13 protein-coding genes are annotated in these 15329 nt (G+C 64.6%); 5 read left to right on the forward strand and 8 right to left on the reverse strand.

Annotated elements, in window-relative coordinates; translation table 11 throughout:
- Positions 1-107: 107 nt before the first annotated feature.
- The 5 genes from IPL79_08290 to IPL79_08310 all read right to left on the reverse strand — a co-directional run bounded on the left by IPL79_08290 (position 108) and on the right by IPL79_08310 (position 4851).
- A complete protein-coding gene (locus tag IPL79_08290) occupies positions 108-623 on the reverse strand; it encodes a hypothetical protein (protein MBK9070984.1) in 516 nt (171 codons plus the stop codon).
- Between the two features lie 9 nt (positions 624-632).
- Entirely contained in the window at positions 633-1193 is a 561-nt protein-coding gene (locus tag IPL79_08295) for a hypothetical protein (protein MBK9070985.1), read from the reverse strand.
- 106 nt (positions 1194-1299) lie between these two features.
- Positions 1300-1476 (reverse strand): hypothetical protein, encoded by a 177-nt coding sequence (locus IPL79_08300; protein MBK9070986.1) that lies wholly within the window; start codon positions 1474-1476, stop codon positions 1300-1302.
- 45 nt (positions 1477-1521) lie between these two features.
- On the reverse strand, positions 1522-2745 hold the full coding sequence (locus IPL79_08305) for a hypothetical protein (GenBank protein MBK9070987.1): 1224 nt from the start codon (positions 2743-2745) through the stop codon (positions 1522-1524).
- Positions 2746-2802: 57 nt separating this feature from the next.
- A complete protein-coding gene (locus tag IPL79_08310) occupies positions 2803-4851 on the reverse strand; it encodes a S9 family peptidase (protein MBK9070988.1) in 2049 nt (682 codons plus the stop codon).
- 70 nt (positions 4852-4921) lie between these two features.
- Between IPL79_08310 and IPL79_08315 the strand changes: the two genes are divergently transcribed.
- The gene (locus IPL79_08315) at positions 4922-5524 is read left to right on the forward strand and encodes a hypothetical protein (GenBank protein ID MBK9070989.1); all 603 of its coding nucleotides are present in this window, start codon (positions 4922-4924) and stop codon (positions 5522-5524) included.
- Positions 5525-5535: 11 nt separating this feature from the next.
- On the opposite strand, the gene IPL79_08320 is transcribed toward IPL79_08315, so the two are convergent.
- Complete coding sequence (locus IPL79_08320; GenBank protein MBK9070990.1) at positions 5536-6555, reverse strand: hypothetical protein; 1020 nt, start codon at positions 6553-6555, stop codon at positions 5536-5538.
- A 149-nt stretch (positions 6556-6704) separates the two neighbouring features.
- Here IPL79_08320 and IPL79_08325 point away from each other — a divergent pair, with 149 nt between their 5' ends.
- From IPL79_08325 to IPL79_08335, 3 genes are all read left to right on the forward strand, one after another.
- Positions 6705-9686: a protein kinase gene (locus IPL79_08325; GenBank protein MBK9070991.1), complete on the forward strand. Its 2982-nt coding sequence runs from the start codon at positions 6705-6707 to the stop codon at positions 9684-9686.
- Positions 9687-9801: 115 nt separating this feature from the next.
- Positions 9802-10233, forward strand: coding sequence for a nucleoside-diphosphate kinase (ndk, locus tag IPL79_08330; GenBank protein MBK9070992.1), 432 nt, complete (start codon positions 9802-9804; stop codon positions 10231-10233).
- A 37-nt stretch (positions 10234-10270) separates the two neighbouring features.
- Positions 10271-12349, forward strand: coding sequence for a gliding motility protein (locus IPL79_08335; GenBank protein ID MBK9070993.1), 2079 nt, complete (start codon positions 10271-10273; stop codon positions 12347-12349).
- On the opposite strand, the gene rlmN is transcribed toward IPL79_08335, so the two are convergent.
- Together rlmN and IPL79_08345 are read right to left on the reverse strand one after the other, a co-directional pair.
- A complete protein-coding gene (rlmN, locus tag IPL79_08340) occupies positions 12346-13473 on the reverse strand; it encodes a 23S rRNA (adenine(2503)-C(2))-methyltransferase RlmN (protein MBK9070994.1) in 1128 nt (375 codons plus the stop codon). The two genes, IPL79_08335 and rlmN, sit on opposite strands and share 4 nt — an antisense overlap.
- 41 nt (positions 13474-13514) lie before the next feature.
- Positions 13515-14453: a 3'-5' exonuclease gene (locus IPL79_08345; protein MBK9070995.1), complete on the reverse strand. Its 939-nt coding sequence runs from the start codon at positions 14451-14453 to the stop codon at positions 13515-13517.
- A gap of 193 nt (positions 14454-14646) precedes the next feature.
- Between IPL79_08345 and IPL79_08350 the strand changes: the two genes are divergently transcribed.
- Entirely contained in the window at positions 14647-15318 is a 672-nt protein-coding gene (locus IPL79_08350) for a hypothetical protein (GenBank protein ID MBK9070996.1), read from the forward strand.
- The last annotated feature ends 11 nt before the right edge of the window (positions 15319-15329 follow it).

A 15329-nucleotide genomic window follows, 5' to 3' on the forward strand; every position in this document is an offset into this window, starting at 1 on the left:
AGAATGGCACCAAGGCGCCGAGCTACCACTCAATAGCGCCGGCCCCGCGCCGACGCCACAGGGGCGCACCCATTTTTGTACCGTCCAAAGCCAATCTCGGGCCCGGCTCACGGCGCGGAGGCGGCGCCGGCGTGCGACGCGGCGGCGCGCTGCATGCGCAAGGTCGCCGCATTGCGTCCTCGCGCCTGCCGTGGCCGCTGAGCACGGCACGGCGAAACGCGCAGATGCTTGGCGCCCACGCTGGCGAGCAAGGCACGGCGATATGCTCGGCATTCTTGCCGCGTCTGCCGCGCCTCATACACGGCAGCCGCAGTCCCTACACCACGCGCGGGCGGCATCGCCACTACCCACGCGCGCGGCTGCGACGCGCACGCGGCAATCTCGAGCCGCTCGTGTGGCGTGACCTGATCGCGATACGCGAGGCAATCGCCGTAGGCCGTAAAACACTGGGACTCAAACGACCCGCCATCCGTGGTGCCAACGCCGGCACACCACCACAACGTCGCGGCGACCGCGTGCGTAACGTCCGCTTGGTCGGCCCTGACATCGCGCGCCAAGCCAGCAACGACGAAGAGAACGCCAAGCCAGCGCGTATGCGATCGCAGCAACACGGTGCCCATCATCGCGGCCTGTTAGCGAACGGCGGCATGTGGGCCGAGCTCCGAGGCGAGCGCCCGCGCGGCGTCGACGTACGACTCGCTTAGGTGCGCGGCGTAGATCCGCACGCTGCACGTGCTGTCGTCGTCCCAAAATTGCAGATCGCCGGGCCCAAAGGCATAGGCCAATTTTCCAAGTGATGGCACCGCAATGCCAAGTGAACGGTATTGCTGCCTGGCCGCCGCGAGCGCCCCGTCATCGGTAATCTTGGCACCACACAGCAATTCGATGCGCGCGGTGGTGGACGAGGGAACCTTGCTCGGCGTCGCGTATTGGATGTCGCAGGCAACGACGTCGGGCGTAATTTTCGTCGCCTTGGTGGTTCGCGCCATCCCAGGAAAATATGTATCGCCAAATTGGCTGGAAACCAGGCGGGCACAAATTGCTGGATCGACCACGATTAGCCCCGGCGCGACCTTACTCGAGGTACGCGGGCCGCGGCCCTCGCAGCCCCCCAACAGCCCGACCACCAAGCCCACGCAAGCAACCGCGGCGAACACCGTGGCAAACTGCAGAATGTTGGGTCGCATAGCCATGCCTCCTCCTCGTTGCCTTAAACCTACCGCATTGCCGACGCGGTTTCCAGCAAGGCGCGAGGTCGGGTGCGCAACAATCTCGCAACATTACGAGGCGTGGCTGGGCTTAGCGACGGCCCTTATAGCCCATCATGCCTTGAATCACTGATTCACTCGCCTCGGCTATCTCGGCTTGTTCGCGCGCGCGATCGATGCATTCCTCGCACAGCTTTTTTGCTTTCCCATCGACCTTGATCGTCTTGAGCGCGGCGACCTCGTCGCCGCAGGCTTTGCATATTGGCATGGCCCAAGCGTGCCAGATTGCGCCCTAGCGCGCAAACCTTGTCATCTAGTGATGCCGAACGACGCGGACCACGCGCGCACCGCTGGCGCCACTGGTATAGGCAACCACGGCGTCACCACAGGCGTCTACGGCGAGCGAGGCCTCGACGACGCCGCTGCCTTGCGCGCCACCAAGCACCTCCACCGACGCAGCGGCGACATCGGCGACATAGACTGCGCGGGTCGGATCATTGCCCTCGACCCACGCGACGATGACGCGGCCACCGGTCGCGACGAGGCCCTTGATATTGGCATGGCCCGCCGCTTCATTAATGCTTACGACTTCCTGAAATGCGCTGCCGTTGTAACGCTCAACCACGACAATGGCAGAACCACTCTCCACATCCGACTTGCTGTATGCAACATAGATGGTGCCGTCATCCGCGAGCGCCACCCGCGGATCAAAGGCGCCGCTGCCGATGATGCCCGTGCCCAGCGTCTGCCAGGTGGCATCATTTTGATCGCGGTAGCGAATATAGCTTTGGCTGCTTTCGGCAAACACGAGATAGATGCGGCCATCGCCGTCGATCGCGGCATGTGGCGAAATCGCCGACGCGCCTGGCCCCGCGATTTGCCCGAGCGGCGGGTCGAGCGAACTCCACGCGCTGCCCTCCCACCGCTTGCCATTAATGCGGCTCTTGCCAATGGTTTCGCTGTCGAAATACTGCGACCACAAGACGTTCACTTGCTCGCCGAAGACTACGAGCGGCGCCCCCGCGACCGAGGCGCTGGCAGTGCTGAGTTCAGCGCCAATTGGCGTCCACGTTTCGCCTTCTAGGCGAAACACATACACACCCGTGCCATCGACGCCGCCAAATTCCACCGCGGAGAGGACGAGATCGCCTGCGGCAGTTCGCGCAAGATAGCCGGCATAGGCCGGGGTGTTGCCCGCATTGACATTGACGACGTTGCCGAGCGTGGACCATTGGCCGCCGGCATAGGAGCGCACGACGGCGTTATCGCCTTCGGTCGCGACAAACGAAACATCGCCACCTGGATGAGCCAGGAGCATCGCACGCACGACATCGGTTTCGGGGTCGGCGTCGGCAACAAAGCCTGGTTCAAGCAGTTGCCATCCCGCGGGGCGAGTTGCGCAATCCGCCGGCAGCGGCGCATCATTTACCGCATCGGTCGCGGCATCTTCGCCGCCTGCGGAGCTTTGCGCCGTCGCGCAGCCGAGTGACGTCAGCGAGGCCGCGACGACGTAGGCAACAACGAGCTGGCTCGACATCAGGCCAACCGTATCACGTTTGCGTTAAGGCTTGGCCGCCGCGGGAGCGCTCAGCTCCTATTGCAGATGCCGCTTAAAAAACGCGAGGGTATGGGCCAACGAGATAACCTGGTTGTCTTTCTTGCCCGCGCCGTGACCTTCGTCAGCGAACAAGATGAGCGCCACCTCGGCGCCGGGCTGGCCTGCCGCGCGCACCGCATCGTAGAACTGCAACGCTTCGCCGACCGGCACACGTGGGTCGTTGACGCCTTGCAGCAGCAGCAAGGGCGCTCGCAGCTTGGTCGCATGGGTGATCGGCGACAGCTCGCGCAACGCCACCTCATCCTTGACGGGATCGCCGTACTCGGAGATGCGCAGCGCGCGGCGATACGGCGCGGTGTTCTTGAGAAACGTCTGCCAATTCGAGATGCCGACGCTCGCAACGCCGGCATCGTAGCTGCCGGCAAAATAGGTCATCGCGAACATGGTGGAAAACCCGCCATAGCTCGAGCCATAAACGCCGAGCTTGGGCGCCACGCCGCCCTGCCGCCAGGCCGTGCGGAGATAGCGCGCGCAATCCTCGATGTCGGTCACGACCGCGAGCCGCCTTGCGCCGTTGTCGGCGTCAAGCCAGGCCTTGCCATAGCCAGTGCTGCCACGCACGTTGGGCTGGACCAAGATAAACCCGGCGCGGGCGAACACTTGCGCGAACGCAGAAAATCCGGCACGCGTTTGAGATTCGGGGCCGCCATGAAAATGCACCACCACCGGACATGGCGTGCCGTCGCCTTTCGCGCACGTAGCCGGGCGATAAACAAACATCGGAATAGGCGTGCCGTCGCGTGCGGGGTAGCTTTCGAGCGTTGGCGCGACCAAGGCGTCGGCATTTACTTCGGGCAGGCTCGGCGTGCGCCACGCTACGGATTTTCCGGTGCGCCAATCGTGGATGACCGTCGCCGCCGGGCTGCGTGCGCCATCGTAGCTAAATGCCGAAAAACGACCGTTACGCGTGGTGCCGCCACCCCAGGCGTTTTCGTGGGCAGGCAGCGCAGGCACGCGCATAGGCCGCAGCGTCGCCGCATCGAGCATGGCGAGCCGACTAAAGCCTGCTTCGTTGGTGACGTAGTAAACTCGCTTGCGCAGGTGATCGATCGAGAAGCTCGAGACGTCGAAGCGCACATCAGGCGAGAGGCGGCGACGGGGCTGCCCGGCGTGGTACGCCCAAAGTCGCGTGAATTCAGACTCGTGATCGGTGAGCACGAGATACTGCCCTGCCGCCGCGCCGAACCTCACCGTCCACTCCGACGTCGCATCCTGCCCAAGCACGGGCAGCATTGATTTGTCGCGCAGATTAAGCCGCCAGATCTCATTGTGCGTATTGCCGATGGTTTTTTCAAGCAGCACCTCGTCGCCGCGATAGTCTTGCACCGCCCACAAGCCTGGCTCAGTGAGCACGGCGTCGGTGGCGCCGGTTTGTCGATCGAAGCGATGGAGCGCAAAGGCATCTCGGCGCGCCTCATTGGTGCGATAGTAAATATAGCGCCCGTCATCGCTAACAAAATCGAGAAAGGCCTGTACGCCGGGCTTATGAAACAACTTGGTCATCGGCCCACCTGTTGGCGCGAGCAGATAAAGCCCCGGATTTTCTTGGCCATCAAAATCGCGAGCGACGACCAGAAACGAGCCATCGGGGCTAAGCGCCCTAATGGTTGTCGCGCCACGACCACCCGTGAGCTGGATCGGATAGGCCAGAGGTCCGTCCTGCCGCCATACCTGCGAGACGCCCGTGATTCGCCAATTAAAGAACATGCGCTTGCCGTCTTCGGTCACCACGCCGCCCTCGGCGCTGGCAACGTCTAGCATGGCGCTGATGGGTTCAGCCACGGCGGGGTCAACTGGCGGCGGCGCGAACTCAGCGACACGCGCGGCAAGCACGCTGTCGGCACCAAGGCCCTCGTACGTCGCGGGAGCTGCAACTGCCTCGGGCGCGGGGGTCGCGGCAGCCGTAGCGCTGGTGGCCGAAGTGGCTGGCGCCGGCGCGGCGTTGGGCTGGGTACGCGCGCACGCCGCGCCTCCTGCCACGATCAACCCCACGGCAACAGCCAAAGCACCACAAGTTTTCTGCATGCGACCTTGATAGCGCAAGCCGCGCGCAAGATCACGTTGCACGCCGCTCGACGTGGTGTAGCCTCGGCGGATGCGTCGCTTTTTCACGCCGACCGAAACGGTCGCGAGCCTCTTGATCGCCATTGTGGTGGGTTTGCCTGCGGGCTGCGCCAGCGACGACCCTGCCGCGGCGCCCCCGCCCGATGCGCCACCGCCGGTGACGCAGCCTCCGAGCCTGGCCACTTGCGATGGCAATTGCGCCATCCTCGACGCGGACGCGAGCAACACGACGCTTAGCGTTGCCTTCGATCGTGCCTATTTTGGCGTGACGACCGATGGCGGCAATCAAACCTTATACCTCGAGCTGTATCGCGGCGGTGATGATGGCTGCCCGTCCGAGGCTTCGGCAACGCCGGCGCAAACGCTCATCATTGCCGGCCTGCCGGTCTTCGCAAATCGCGACGATCTCAGCGCGGCCGATGGCATTACCAGCAGCTTGTTAGATTTCGCGGGCGACCTTACCGAGGTCTTGGCGCCGTCGAGCGCGACGTCGATCGCCATCGAGCCAACCGCCATCTCCATGGCCAACCCGCGGCTGGTGGCCTTTGACTTCGACGTCAGCTACGAAAACAACCTCGCGGCGGCCGGCCACGTTTATGCAACGCATTGCGCGTCACTCGACGCCACGCGCTAGCCACAACGAAGCTAGAACGACCACGTCGTCGCGAGGCCCGTGAGGTCGCGGCCGATGATTGGCACCACCGACAGTCGCGCTGGCGCAGCGGGCGCGCCCGGGGCGGCCTCATCGGGCCAAACCGCGCGCGGCTTATTTAGAATGAGCAACGTGATTCCGGTCGCCGTCAGCGCGCCGCCGACCGCAAAGCCCGCGATCCCCAGCGCGCTCTGACGCTTCATTGACGCGTCGAGGTCTGACAACAGCGGATTGCGATCGTCCCACTGCGCCCGCGCACAGCCTGTGGGGCACGTCGCGCCGTAGAGATCGTTAAATTGTTGTTTATCGCCGAGCGCCTGCGCGTACAAAAGCCCTCCAAAGCCCGCGACCACGACCCCCGCGGCCGCGACCGTATACGGCACCCACGTCTTTTTGTAGCGACGCACGTACTTGGGCTGAATCGGCTGCATCGTGATCACCACGGCAACGGTTTCGTTGCCTACCACGTCTGGCTCACGGGTCAGCGTTTGCATGCCCTTGCGCGTCGCGGTGACGATATGGCGCTGACCGGCGCGTGCGATCTTGGTGGCGACGCCCGCATCCGTTAGCACGACGTCGCCATTGAGCTTGATCTCGGCACCCGCGGTCGTGTTCTTGATCTCGATGGTGCCGATCTTCTTCTTAATCATCTCGAAGCGCTTTTGCGCGACCTCGTGATTGCTGCCGAGTGGCTCGCTGCCAAAGGCGAAGGCGGCCTGCATGTGTTCGTACGCCTCGACCGGCTTATCGAGTTCGTTGTAGGCAATCGCTAGCGGCGCGTGAATGGCCGGGTGGTCCCAAATCGCCAGGGCCTCGAGATAGAGCTCGACGGCGCGACTTACCGAGGCGTCATTGTATTGCTCATCGGCACGTGCCACCAAGGCGCGCGCACGCGCGCGCTGCTCCTCCGTCGCGGCCTCCCATGGCCGAGGCTGAGCCGTGGCGGCCGCAGGCCCATCCCAGCCCACCAGCGCCAATGAACTTGCAACCAGCGCGAGGATCAACTGCTTCACGCCGACAATGATAGCGCTGTTCGAACCAAGGATACCAGGCCCGGTGCCATCGCGCGCCGCCGCTTCACCGCGCGCAGGCTATCCCGAAATGTCAGCCCTAACCCACATTGAGAACTCGCCATAGGCGCCGCATAATAAAAAAAGCGGCTGTGAAGGATAAAACGCAAATTGACGCTGGGCCACCGCCCGGCTCGCCCCCACGAGCGCCGTCTGTGGCGGGCGCACCTCCGCGTCCGCCGACGGTGTCCGCCGCGGCGACGCCGCCACAGCTGCAACCACGCCCAGCCACGTCGCCCACGCCGAGCCAACGATCCATGCCGGGTGCGGAGCGCTCGGCGCCGTCAAGCCCGCAGACCGCGACCGCAGCGATCCGCATGCCCGGTCGCATTCCACCGCGTGCGGCGGCCGAGCCACCTGATGAGTTTGCACCGGGGACCATCATCGATCGATTTGAGGTCATCCGCGAGATCGCCCGCGGTGGCATGGGGCGCGTCCATCTCGCCCGCGACACCAAGCTTGGCCGGCGCGTCGCGCTCAAGTTCTTGCTCAATGTCGACGAACGCTTGACCAGCCGATTTCTCGTCGAGGCGCGCACGACGGCGCAGTGCACCCATGAAAACATCGTCGTCATCTATGAGGTTGGGGAGTATCACGCCTCGCCGTACATGGTGCTCGAGTATCTCGAGGGCCAGACGCTTACCGACATCCTGCGCGCCGAACAGCTGACGGCGAGGCGCGCGGTAGAACTCATGTTGCCCGTGGTGCGCGCGCTCGGACGAGCCCACGACCACGGCATTGTTCACCGCGACCTCAAACCCGGAAATATTTTTGTCACGACCAGCGGCACGGTCAAGGTCCTCGACTTCGGCATCGCCAAGCTATTTGCCGAGGCGGGCGCCACGCCCGCGACCTTGCCCGCAAAAGCCGAACTCGGGTCCGAACTCGACGAGCACACCTATCACACGCTTAGCAACGACGGCAACGCGGTTGGCACCCTGCCCTATATGTCGCCCGAACAGTGGGGCGCCGATGCCGTCGACTTTCAGAGCGATCTTTACGCGGTTGGGATCATTCTCTTTCGCGCGATCACCGGCCGCCATCCGCTGGGCACGCCGACCGGCGAGGCGCTGCGGCGCGCGATGCTCGATATCGCAACGCCGCTGCCGTCGCTGGCGCAAGCGGCACCCGACCAACCGAAATCATTTGTGCGGTTGGTTGATAGGTGTCTCGCCAAGCCCAAGACGGCGCGCTTTGCCACCGCTGGCGAGTTGCAGGCGGCGCTCGAGGCCTTTCTCGCCGAAGCCATGGGCCGCGCGGTTGCGGTCGATGACGAGCCCTATCGCGGCCTCGCCGCCTTTCACGAGCGCGACGCCGCGCAGTTTTTTGGACGCACCGCCGAGGTGCGCGCCGGGCTTGGCTTTCTCCAGGCTCATCCGCTCATGGCCGTCGTCGGCCCGTCCGGCAACGGCAAGTCGTCATTCGTGCAGGCCGGCATCATTCCGGCGCTCAAGAGCGACGATGCGGCCTGGCAATCCCTGGTGATCCGGCCGGGGCGCCGTCCGCTGCTCGCGTTGGCCCAGGCGGTGGAGGGCATGATTTCCGTGCCACCGGGCACGAGCGCGGAAGCCAAGATCGCGGCGATCACGGACAAGCTCGCGAGCGAACCGGGCTACCTGGGCGCCCTGTTGCGAGCGCACGCTCGGGCCAAGCGGGGACGCGTCGTCTTGGTTGTCGACCAATTTGAGGAGACCTATACGCTGGTGGCCAACGAGGTCGAGCGCCACGCGTTCGTGCTCGCCTTGTGCGGCGCGGCTGACGACGCTGGCGCGCCGGTGCGCGTGATCTTGTCGATGCGCTCAGACTTCCTGGACCGCGCGTCGGAGAACCGGTTGTTCCTCGACGAGCTGACGCGCGGCCTGTTCTTTCTCTCGCCGCCCGACGCGGTTGGCCTGCGCGAAGCCATCGTCGCGCCGGCCGAGCTTGCGGGCTATCGCTTTGAAACGCCTGCCATCGCCGACGACATGGTGCGATCGCTTGCCACCAGCGCCGGCGCCTTGCCGCTGTTGCAATTCGCGGCGGCACAGCTGTGGGAACGGCGCGATCGCACGGCGAAGATGATCACGAGCGCGAGCTACGAGGCGATCGGCGGCGTCGCTGGCGCCTTTGCGCAACATGCCGACAAGGTGGTGGCGTCGTTGCCCACCTCGGCGCGCCGCCTGGCGCAGGCGATGCTCTTGCGCCTGGTGACCACCGATGGCACGCGCGCCATCGTCGAGCGCGGCGAGCTGCATGCGCTAACCGCCGACACCAGCGAGGCCGAACTCGTGCTTGGCAAGCTCGTCGAAGCGCGGCTGCTGCACGTCGAGGGTGACGATCACGGCGCTACCGTAGAAATCGTGCACGAGGCGCTGATCACGCGCTGGCCAACGCTGACGCGATGGATCGAGGAGGGCAAGGAAAACGCCGCCTACCTCGCCGAGGTGCGCAATGCGACCAAGCAATGGCTGCTGCGCGGCAAGGCGGCAGATCTGGTGTGGCGCAGCGAGATGGCCGTCGAGGCCGGGAAATTTCTCGAGCGCTATCAAGGCGACCTGCCGCCGCACGAGCGCGAATTTTTGCTTGCGGCGCAACGCGGCCACCGCCAGGCGACGCGGCGCAAGCGCTCGCTGGTGGCAATTGGGTTTGCCATCTTGATCGGCATCATCATCGTCGGGGCGGGTGCGCTGGTGACCATTCGCAGCGCCAAGACCGAGGCGGTGGCGCAAGCCGCGCTTGCCAAGACCGAGGCCGTACGCGCCAAAGAGGCCGAGGCCGCGGCCCAAAAGCAATTGGGCATCGCGGAGCTAAAGGAGCGCGAGCGGCAGGAGGCCGAACAGAAGGCGCTCGCCGCCGACGCTGTCGCCACCCAAAGCCAGGCAACTACCGCCATGACGCGGGACCAGTTGGAAACGGCCAATTTGCAGCTGAAGACCGCCCTGGCCAAGGCCAAGGCCTCCGAGGTCCAGGCCGAGAAGGCGCGAGTTGCCGCAGAAGTCGCGAAGAAGAAGGCCGAAGCCGGCGAGGCCGAGGCCAAGCGCCGGCTAAAACTCAAAGCTGACGGCGGCAAGACCACTATCAAGACCGAGTTGTAGGGCTGCCCGTTTTATTGCGCGCCCCCAGGTTTGCGGCGCTCAGATGAGCCCGCCGGCGCCTCCTGCTTGCAAAAGCCGCCCTGCTGGCGTAATAGCCGCAGTAGAGGATATTCACATGGCCAAAGAACGCACGCTCTCCATTATCAAACCCGACGCCGTCGCCAAGAATGTTATTGGCGGCATCATCCAAAAGCTTGAGGCCGGTGGCCTGCGCATCGTTGGCCAAAAAATGGTCCGCTTGTCGACCGAGCAAGCCAAGGCTTTCTACGCCGTTCACCGCGAGCGCCCGTTTTACAATGACCTCGTGAAATTCATGACCGAAGGCCCCGTGGTCGTGCAGGTGCTCGAAGGCGACAACGCCGTGCTTAAGAACCGCGAAATCATGGGCGCCACCAACCCGGCGAACGCCGACAAGGGCACGATTCGCGCCGAGTTCGGCGACGGCATCGAGCGCAACGCCGCGCACGGCTCTGACGCCGCAGACACCGCTAAGCAAGAGATTTCATTCTTCTTCTCGGCGGCCGAACTAGCAACCCTCGAGCGCTAACTCGCTTTGATTTTGTGGCATAGTGCGCGATGGCGCTATGCTCGAACCATCTCCCCATACGCCTGGCCTGCCAACGCAGGGCGAATTCGCCGCCGCGATGGGCGTGCGCGACCAACCCGTGGTTGCCGTGGTGCGCGGACTCATCGCGGGCTGTGCGCCGACCACGCCTCCAGTGGCCGCATCCCCAAGCTCGCCCTCCGAACCCGACGACCAGCTGAGGGCGCTTGAGCAGCTAGGTCGCTTTATCGTTGACGGCCCTGAGGTGCGGGAGACCGATGTCATGGCCTTGCCCGGCGAGCTGGGCAGCAAGCTAGGCCGCCAACAACTGTGTCGCCTTGAGCTGTTGACGCGCTGCCTAGAGCTTTTGCCTGCCGCGGGCGATCTCGCGCGGGCGTGTCTTGGCGCCGTGCTCGCGCGCTCCAACGCCATCTCGCTGTTTGCGGAGGTGGGGTTGCCAAACGACCGCGGCCTGGTTGCCGAGACCTCCGACCGTCTGGCGCGACGTTGGTTGCCGCAGCCGCCCGATGCCCAGAACTTGGCGGCGCTCGGCTTTCGCATTCTCGATGACGACAATCTCGAGCTCGAGGACCTCGTCGCGATCGCGGGCCCGGTGTGGTTTCGCCTCGCACGTGCGCTTGAGCTGATGGCGCAGCCAAGCACCGATGCACGCGACGCGGTGTATCTGCTCGCCGCCCGCCTCGCGGCGCTGGGGCTTGCGGAAGATATTCGCGCCCGCACGCCGGTAACTCAGGCAGGCATCTCCGCCTCGCCTTTTCTGCGCCTCGCGCGCGCTTCGTTGATCGATCTACCCGACGAGATAGCGGCGTGCCGGGGCCAACTCGCCGAGATAGGCGTCTCGCTCGAAGACGCCGGCGTCAGCGTGGATCTCGTCTATTCGCTCGATACGATTGAGCGCGGCCTGGCGCGTATGGAGGCGTTGCTGCCCTTTGCCACCCACCCGCAAGCGGTTTCTGAGGCGGTGGTTGTGCGCTTGGTTGGCCAGCTCACGAGCGGCTTGCAAGGCGAGCGCTCGTTTCGCAGCCTGCTTGCCGATAACTTTCGCCTGCTCGCGCGCAAGGTCATTGAGCGTGCGGGCAAGACCGGCGAGCACTATGTCACCACCACCCGCACCGAATACTGGAAGATGCTGGCCTCCGCTGGGGGCGGTGGCGTTTTGACCGCCGGCACGGCGATCACCAAGTTTTTCATTAAGTGGGCGCAGCTGCCGCCGTTCATCGACGGCGTAGCCTCGTCACTGCTCTACGCCCTGAGCTTCATTGCGATTCAGCTCGCGGGCTTCACCCTCGCCACCAAGCAACCTTCGATGACCGCGGCTGCCTTGGCCGGCACGTTGCGCGAGGCCAGCGGCCACGCGCGCACGTCGGGCCTCGTCGAACTCATCGCCCAGATCAGCCGTTCGCAGTTCGCCGCGGCGGTTGGCAACATCACGCTCGTCGTCATCGTCGCGTTTGGCTTTGATGCCGCCCACTTGCATCTTACGGGCCGGCCATTTCTCGACGCCCGTTCGGCCCAGTACACCATCGCCTCCTTCCACCCCACGCAAAGCGGTACGCTGTGGTTTGCCGCATTTACCGGCGTCTTGTTGTGGTGTTCAAGCCTGTTTTCCGGATGGTTTGAAAACGCGATCGTGTTTCGCCGCATCCCCGAGGCCCTGGCCCACCACCGCGTGGGTCGTCGCGTCGGCCGTCGCCGCATGCAGGCCGTGGCGGATTTCGTGGAGCGGCAAGCCGCCGGCTTTGGCGGCAGCGTCTCGCTTGGCGTGTTGCTTGGCATGACGCCGGTGTTTGCAAAATTTGTCGGGTTGCCAATCGACGTTCGCCACGTCACGTTGTCGTCTGGCTCCTTGGCCTTGGCCGTGGGCTCACTCGGCTTTGATGGGGTTACGATGCCGCAGGGGGTGGCGGCGGCGATTGGCATTGGCTGCATAGGCCTGCTCAACTTTGGCGTCAGCTTTGTGCTCGCCTTGCTGGTAGCGCTGCGTGCTCGCGACGTGCCGCGCGGCGAATGGACCGCGCTGCCGGGCGCCGTGCTGCGCTACTTTGTGCGCCATCCGCTGCGCTTTTTCTTGCCGCCTCGATCGCGACCGGCAGCCTAGGCCTGCGCGGCGATGCGGCGCGCGACGCGCAACGGCACCAACGTGCTGCCGTCGGCTTGGCGATTGGCGAGCTGACCGCACGCAGCGTCGATGTCGTCGCCTCGCGTTGCTCGCAAATACGTCGGCAGGCCGCGGCGCTTGCACTCGGCCTGAAACGCGGCGACGGCGGCGGCGGTCGGCTTTTCGTAGCGCGCACCGGGATGCGGGTTCCACGGGATGAGATTTACCTTGCACGGCATGCCGCGCAAGAGCTGCGCCAGGCGCGCGGCGTCGGCCAACGTGTCGTTGACGCCGCCGAGGAGCACGTATTCAAACGTAATGCGCCGGCGGTGCTCGAGCGGATAAGCGCGCAGCGCGGCGAGCAACGCCTCGATCTTGTATTTCTTGTTGACCGGCATCACCTCGTCGCGCGTGTCGTTGTCAGACGCGTTGAGCGAGATCGCCAGATTTGGCCGAATGGCGCCCTCTTGCCCCAGCTTCTCGATGCGCGGCACCAAGCCCGAGGTCGACACCGTCATGCGGCGATACGAGAGTCCGGCGCCTAAGTCGTGATGCAAAATCTCGAGCGACTTCAGCACCTGATCGTAATTGTGCAGCGGCTCGCCCATGCCCATATAAACGATGTTCGAGATCCGCCGGCCCGGCTCGACCTCGGCGAGCAAGGCCCGCGCGCGATACACTTGGTCGACGATCTCGCCGGCACTGAGGTTGCGAATCAGGCCCATCTTCGCGGTGGCGCAGAACTGACAATCCATGGCGCAACCGACCTGCGACGAGATGCATTGCGTGGTCTTGTCGCCGTCGGGAATGAGCACCGACTCGATGAATTGACCATCGCTCGTGACCAGCCTCAGCTTGCGCGTGCCGTCGCGCGAGGTCTGCACGATGTCGACGCGCAGCGTGCCCAGCGTCGCCACGGCGGCGAGCTGATCGCGCGCAACCTTGCTGAGGTTGGTCATTTGCTCGATCGAGGTGACGCCGCGGCCGTGCACCCATTGCCAAATCTGCCCGGCGCGAAACGCTGGCCAGCCTAGCCGGCCCGAGACCAGCGCCGCGGTTTCATCCAAGGTCAGCGCGCGCAGATCTACCTGCGCGGGCGTGGACTCGGTTGCGGCGGCAGACATCGCGCCCGGGTATCATGCCTCCACCCAATCTGCAATGAATTTCAAACAGTTGGCGGCGGGCCGTAGCGCGCCACCACCCAGTCGACAAAGGCGTCTGCGCTCATCGCTAAGGCCGCCTCAGCGATATCGACCACATGCCCTGGAAAATCGCGACCTTGAACCCAGCGCAAGTACCCGGCTCCCTCGCCCTTCACCATGGACGCGACGGGGGTGCCCGCGTGTTTACCAAAGGCAATGGTCACCACGCCCTGCTCGTTCCACATAAAGTGGCGGCTAGGCCCGATGCAGCGCTGACGGGTTGGATCGCACACATCGGCGACTTCCTCCCAGCCCTTTTCCTGCAGCCCAAACGCCGCCAACATGCCGCTGAGTACCCGACCGGTAGCCGCGACGTCGGCGGTTGCCGAGTGCGCCGATTCGAACGCGGTGCCGACAAAGCGTTTGTGCGCATGCTGCAAGCTGCGCGGCTCGCACTGTTGCCATAGGCGAAATGGATCGACGACGAGCTTGGTGGAGATATCGAGCGGCGGTCGCCCCGCGCGCTCGAGCTCGCTCTGAAACATGTCGATATCAAAGGCGACGTTGTAGCCGACGATGACGCCCGCCTGCGCAAACACCTGCAGGATCTCATCGACCACCGCGGCAAACGGAGGACAGTCTTTTAGATCGGCCATCGAAATGCCGTGCACGGCTTGCGCGCCGGGCGACATCTCGACCGTCGGCAAAAAGCGCCAGGTTTTTTGGCCGCCCTCGCCGTCCATACCGAACTGCATGCAAAGCTCGATAATTTGATCGCGCTTGCGATCGGTGCCGGTGGTCTCGACGTCGAACACGATGACGTTTTGTTGCGCTGCCGCCTCGCCCATCTCTGCTCCTGTGACCGGGCCGCTGCCTGTCGCCGTGGGCACAAACCGCGGTGCGGCAACCGCCGGCACCGGTGCCGACACTCCATCAAACAAACTGCCCTGTGTAGTTGCCACGATGATCCAACTCTAAGCGCCCCCTCTGACACCTTGCTAGTTACCGAGATCACTTAGCTTTTCGGCATTACCGTGCGATCTCGGGATCGGCTACAAGCACCTACGCCTCGCCCTCGCCCGCGGCCCGCGCTAACAGATCGGAATCATTGATTGAGAGCTGCAGAATGGCGCCCGATCCGAGTACGATTCACGCGTGGGTTTCATCGCTTGTGGTGCCGCGCCTGCCTGTGCACTTGGTGGCATCGCCATCGCGTGCGGCGTGGTCAGCACGGCCACTGGCTGCCGCGTAAAAGACCCACCGCCGATTGCGACCGAGTGGACCGATACCTTCGACCGCGCCTCCATTGGCAGCGACTACTTTCAGAGCGGTGGCGGGTTCGCGGTATCCGGCGGCGCGCTGGTGGCCAGGGGCGCGCAAAATCATCCGCTGTGGCTGCGCAAAAAGCTACCGCGCGACGTCCGCATCGCGTTTACCGCGACGGCTGAAACCGCGGCGGCCGACATCAAGGTCGAGCTGTTTGGCGATGGCCTTGCCTTTGACGAGGATGGCGGCGCCTATACCTCGACCGGCTACGTCGTCATCTTTGGCGGCTGGAATAACAGCAATTCGATGATCGCCAAAGGCGACGAGCACGGCGGGCAACTCGCCCAGCGCGCCGACGTCAAGGTGGCGCCAGGGGTGCCCTACAAGTTCACCATCGAGCGCGTCGGCGCCACGATCTCGTGGTTTTTGGACGCCGCGCCCGAGCCCTTTTTGCGCTTTGTCGACGCCGCCCCGCTCGCCGGCGCGGGCCATGAATATTTTGGGTTTGGCAACTGGCAAGCTCCGACTCGCTTTGACAATCTCGTGATCACACCGCTGTAACGCCGCGCCCG

This window comes from Myxococcales bacterium, from assembly GCA_016716835.1.
Taxonomy (GTDB): domain Bacteria; phylum Myxococcota_A; class Polyangia; order Haliangiales; family Haliangiaceae; genus JADJUW01.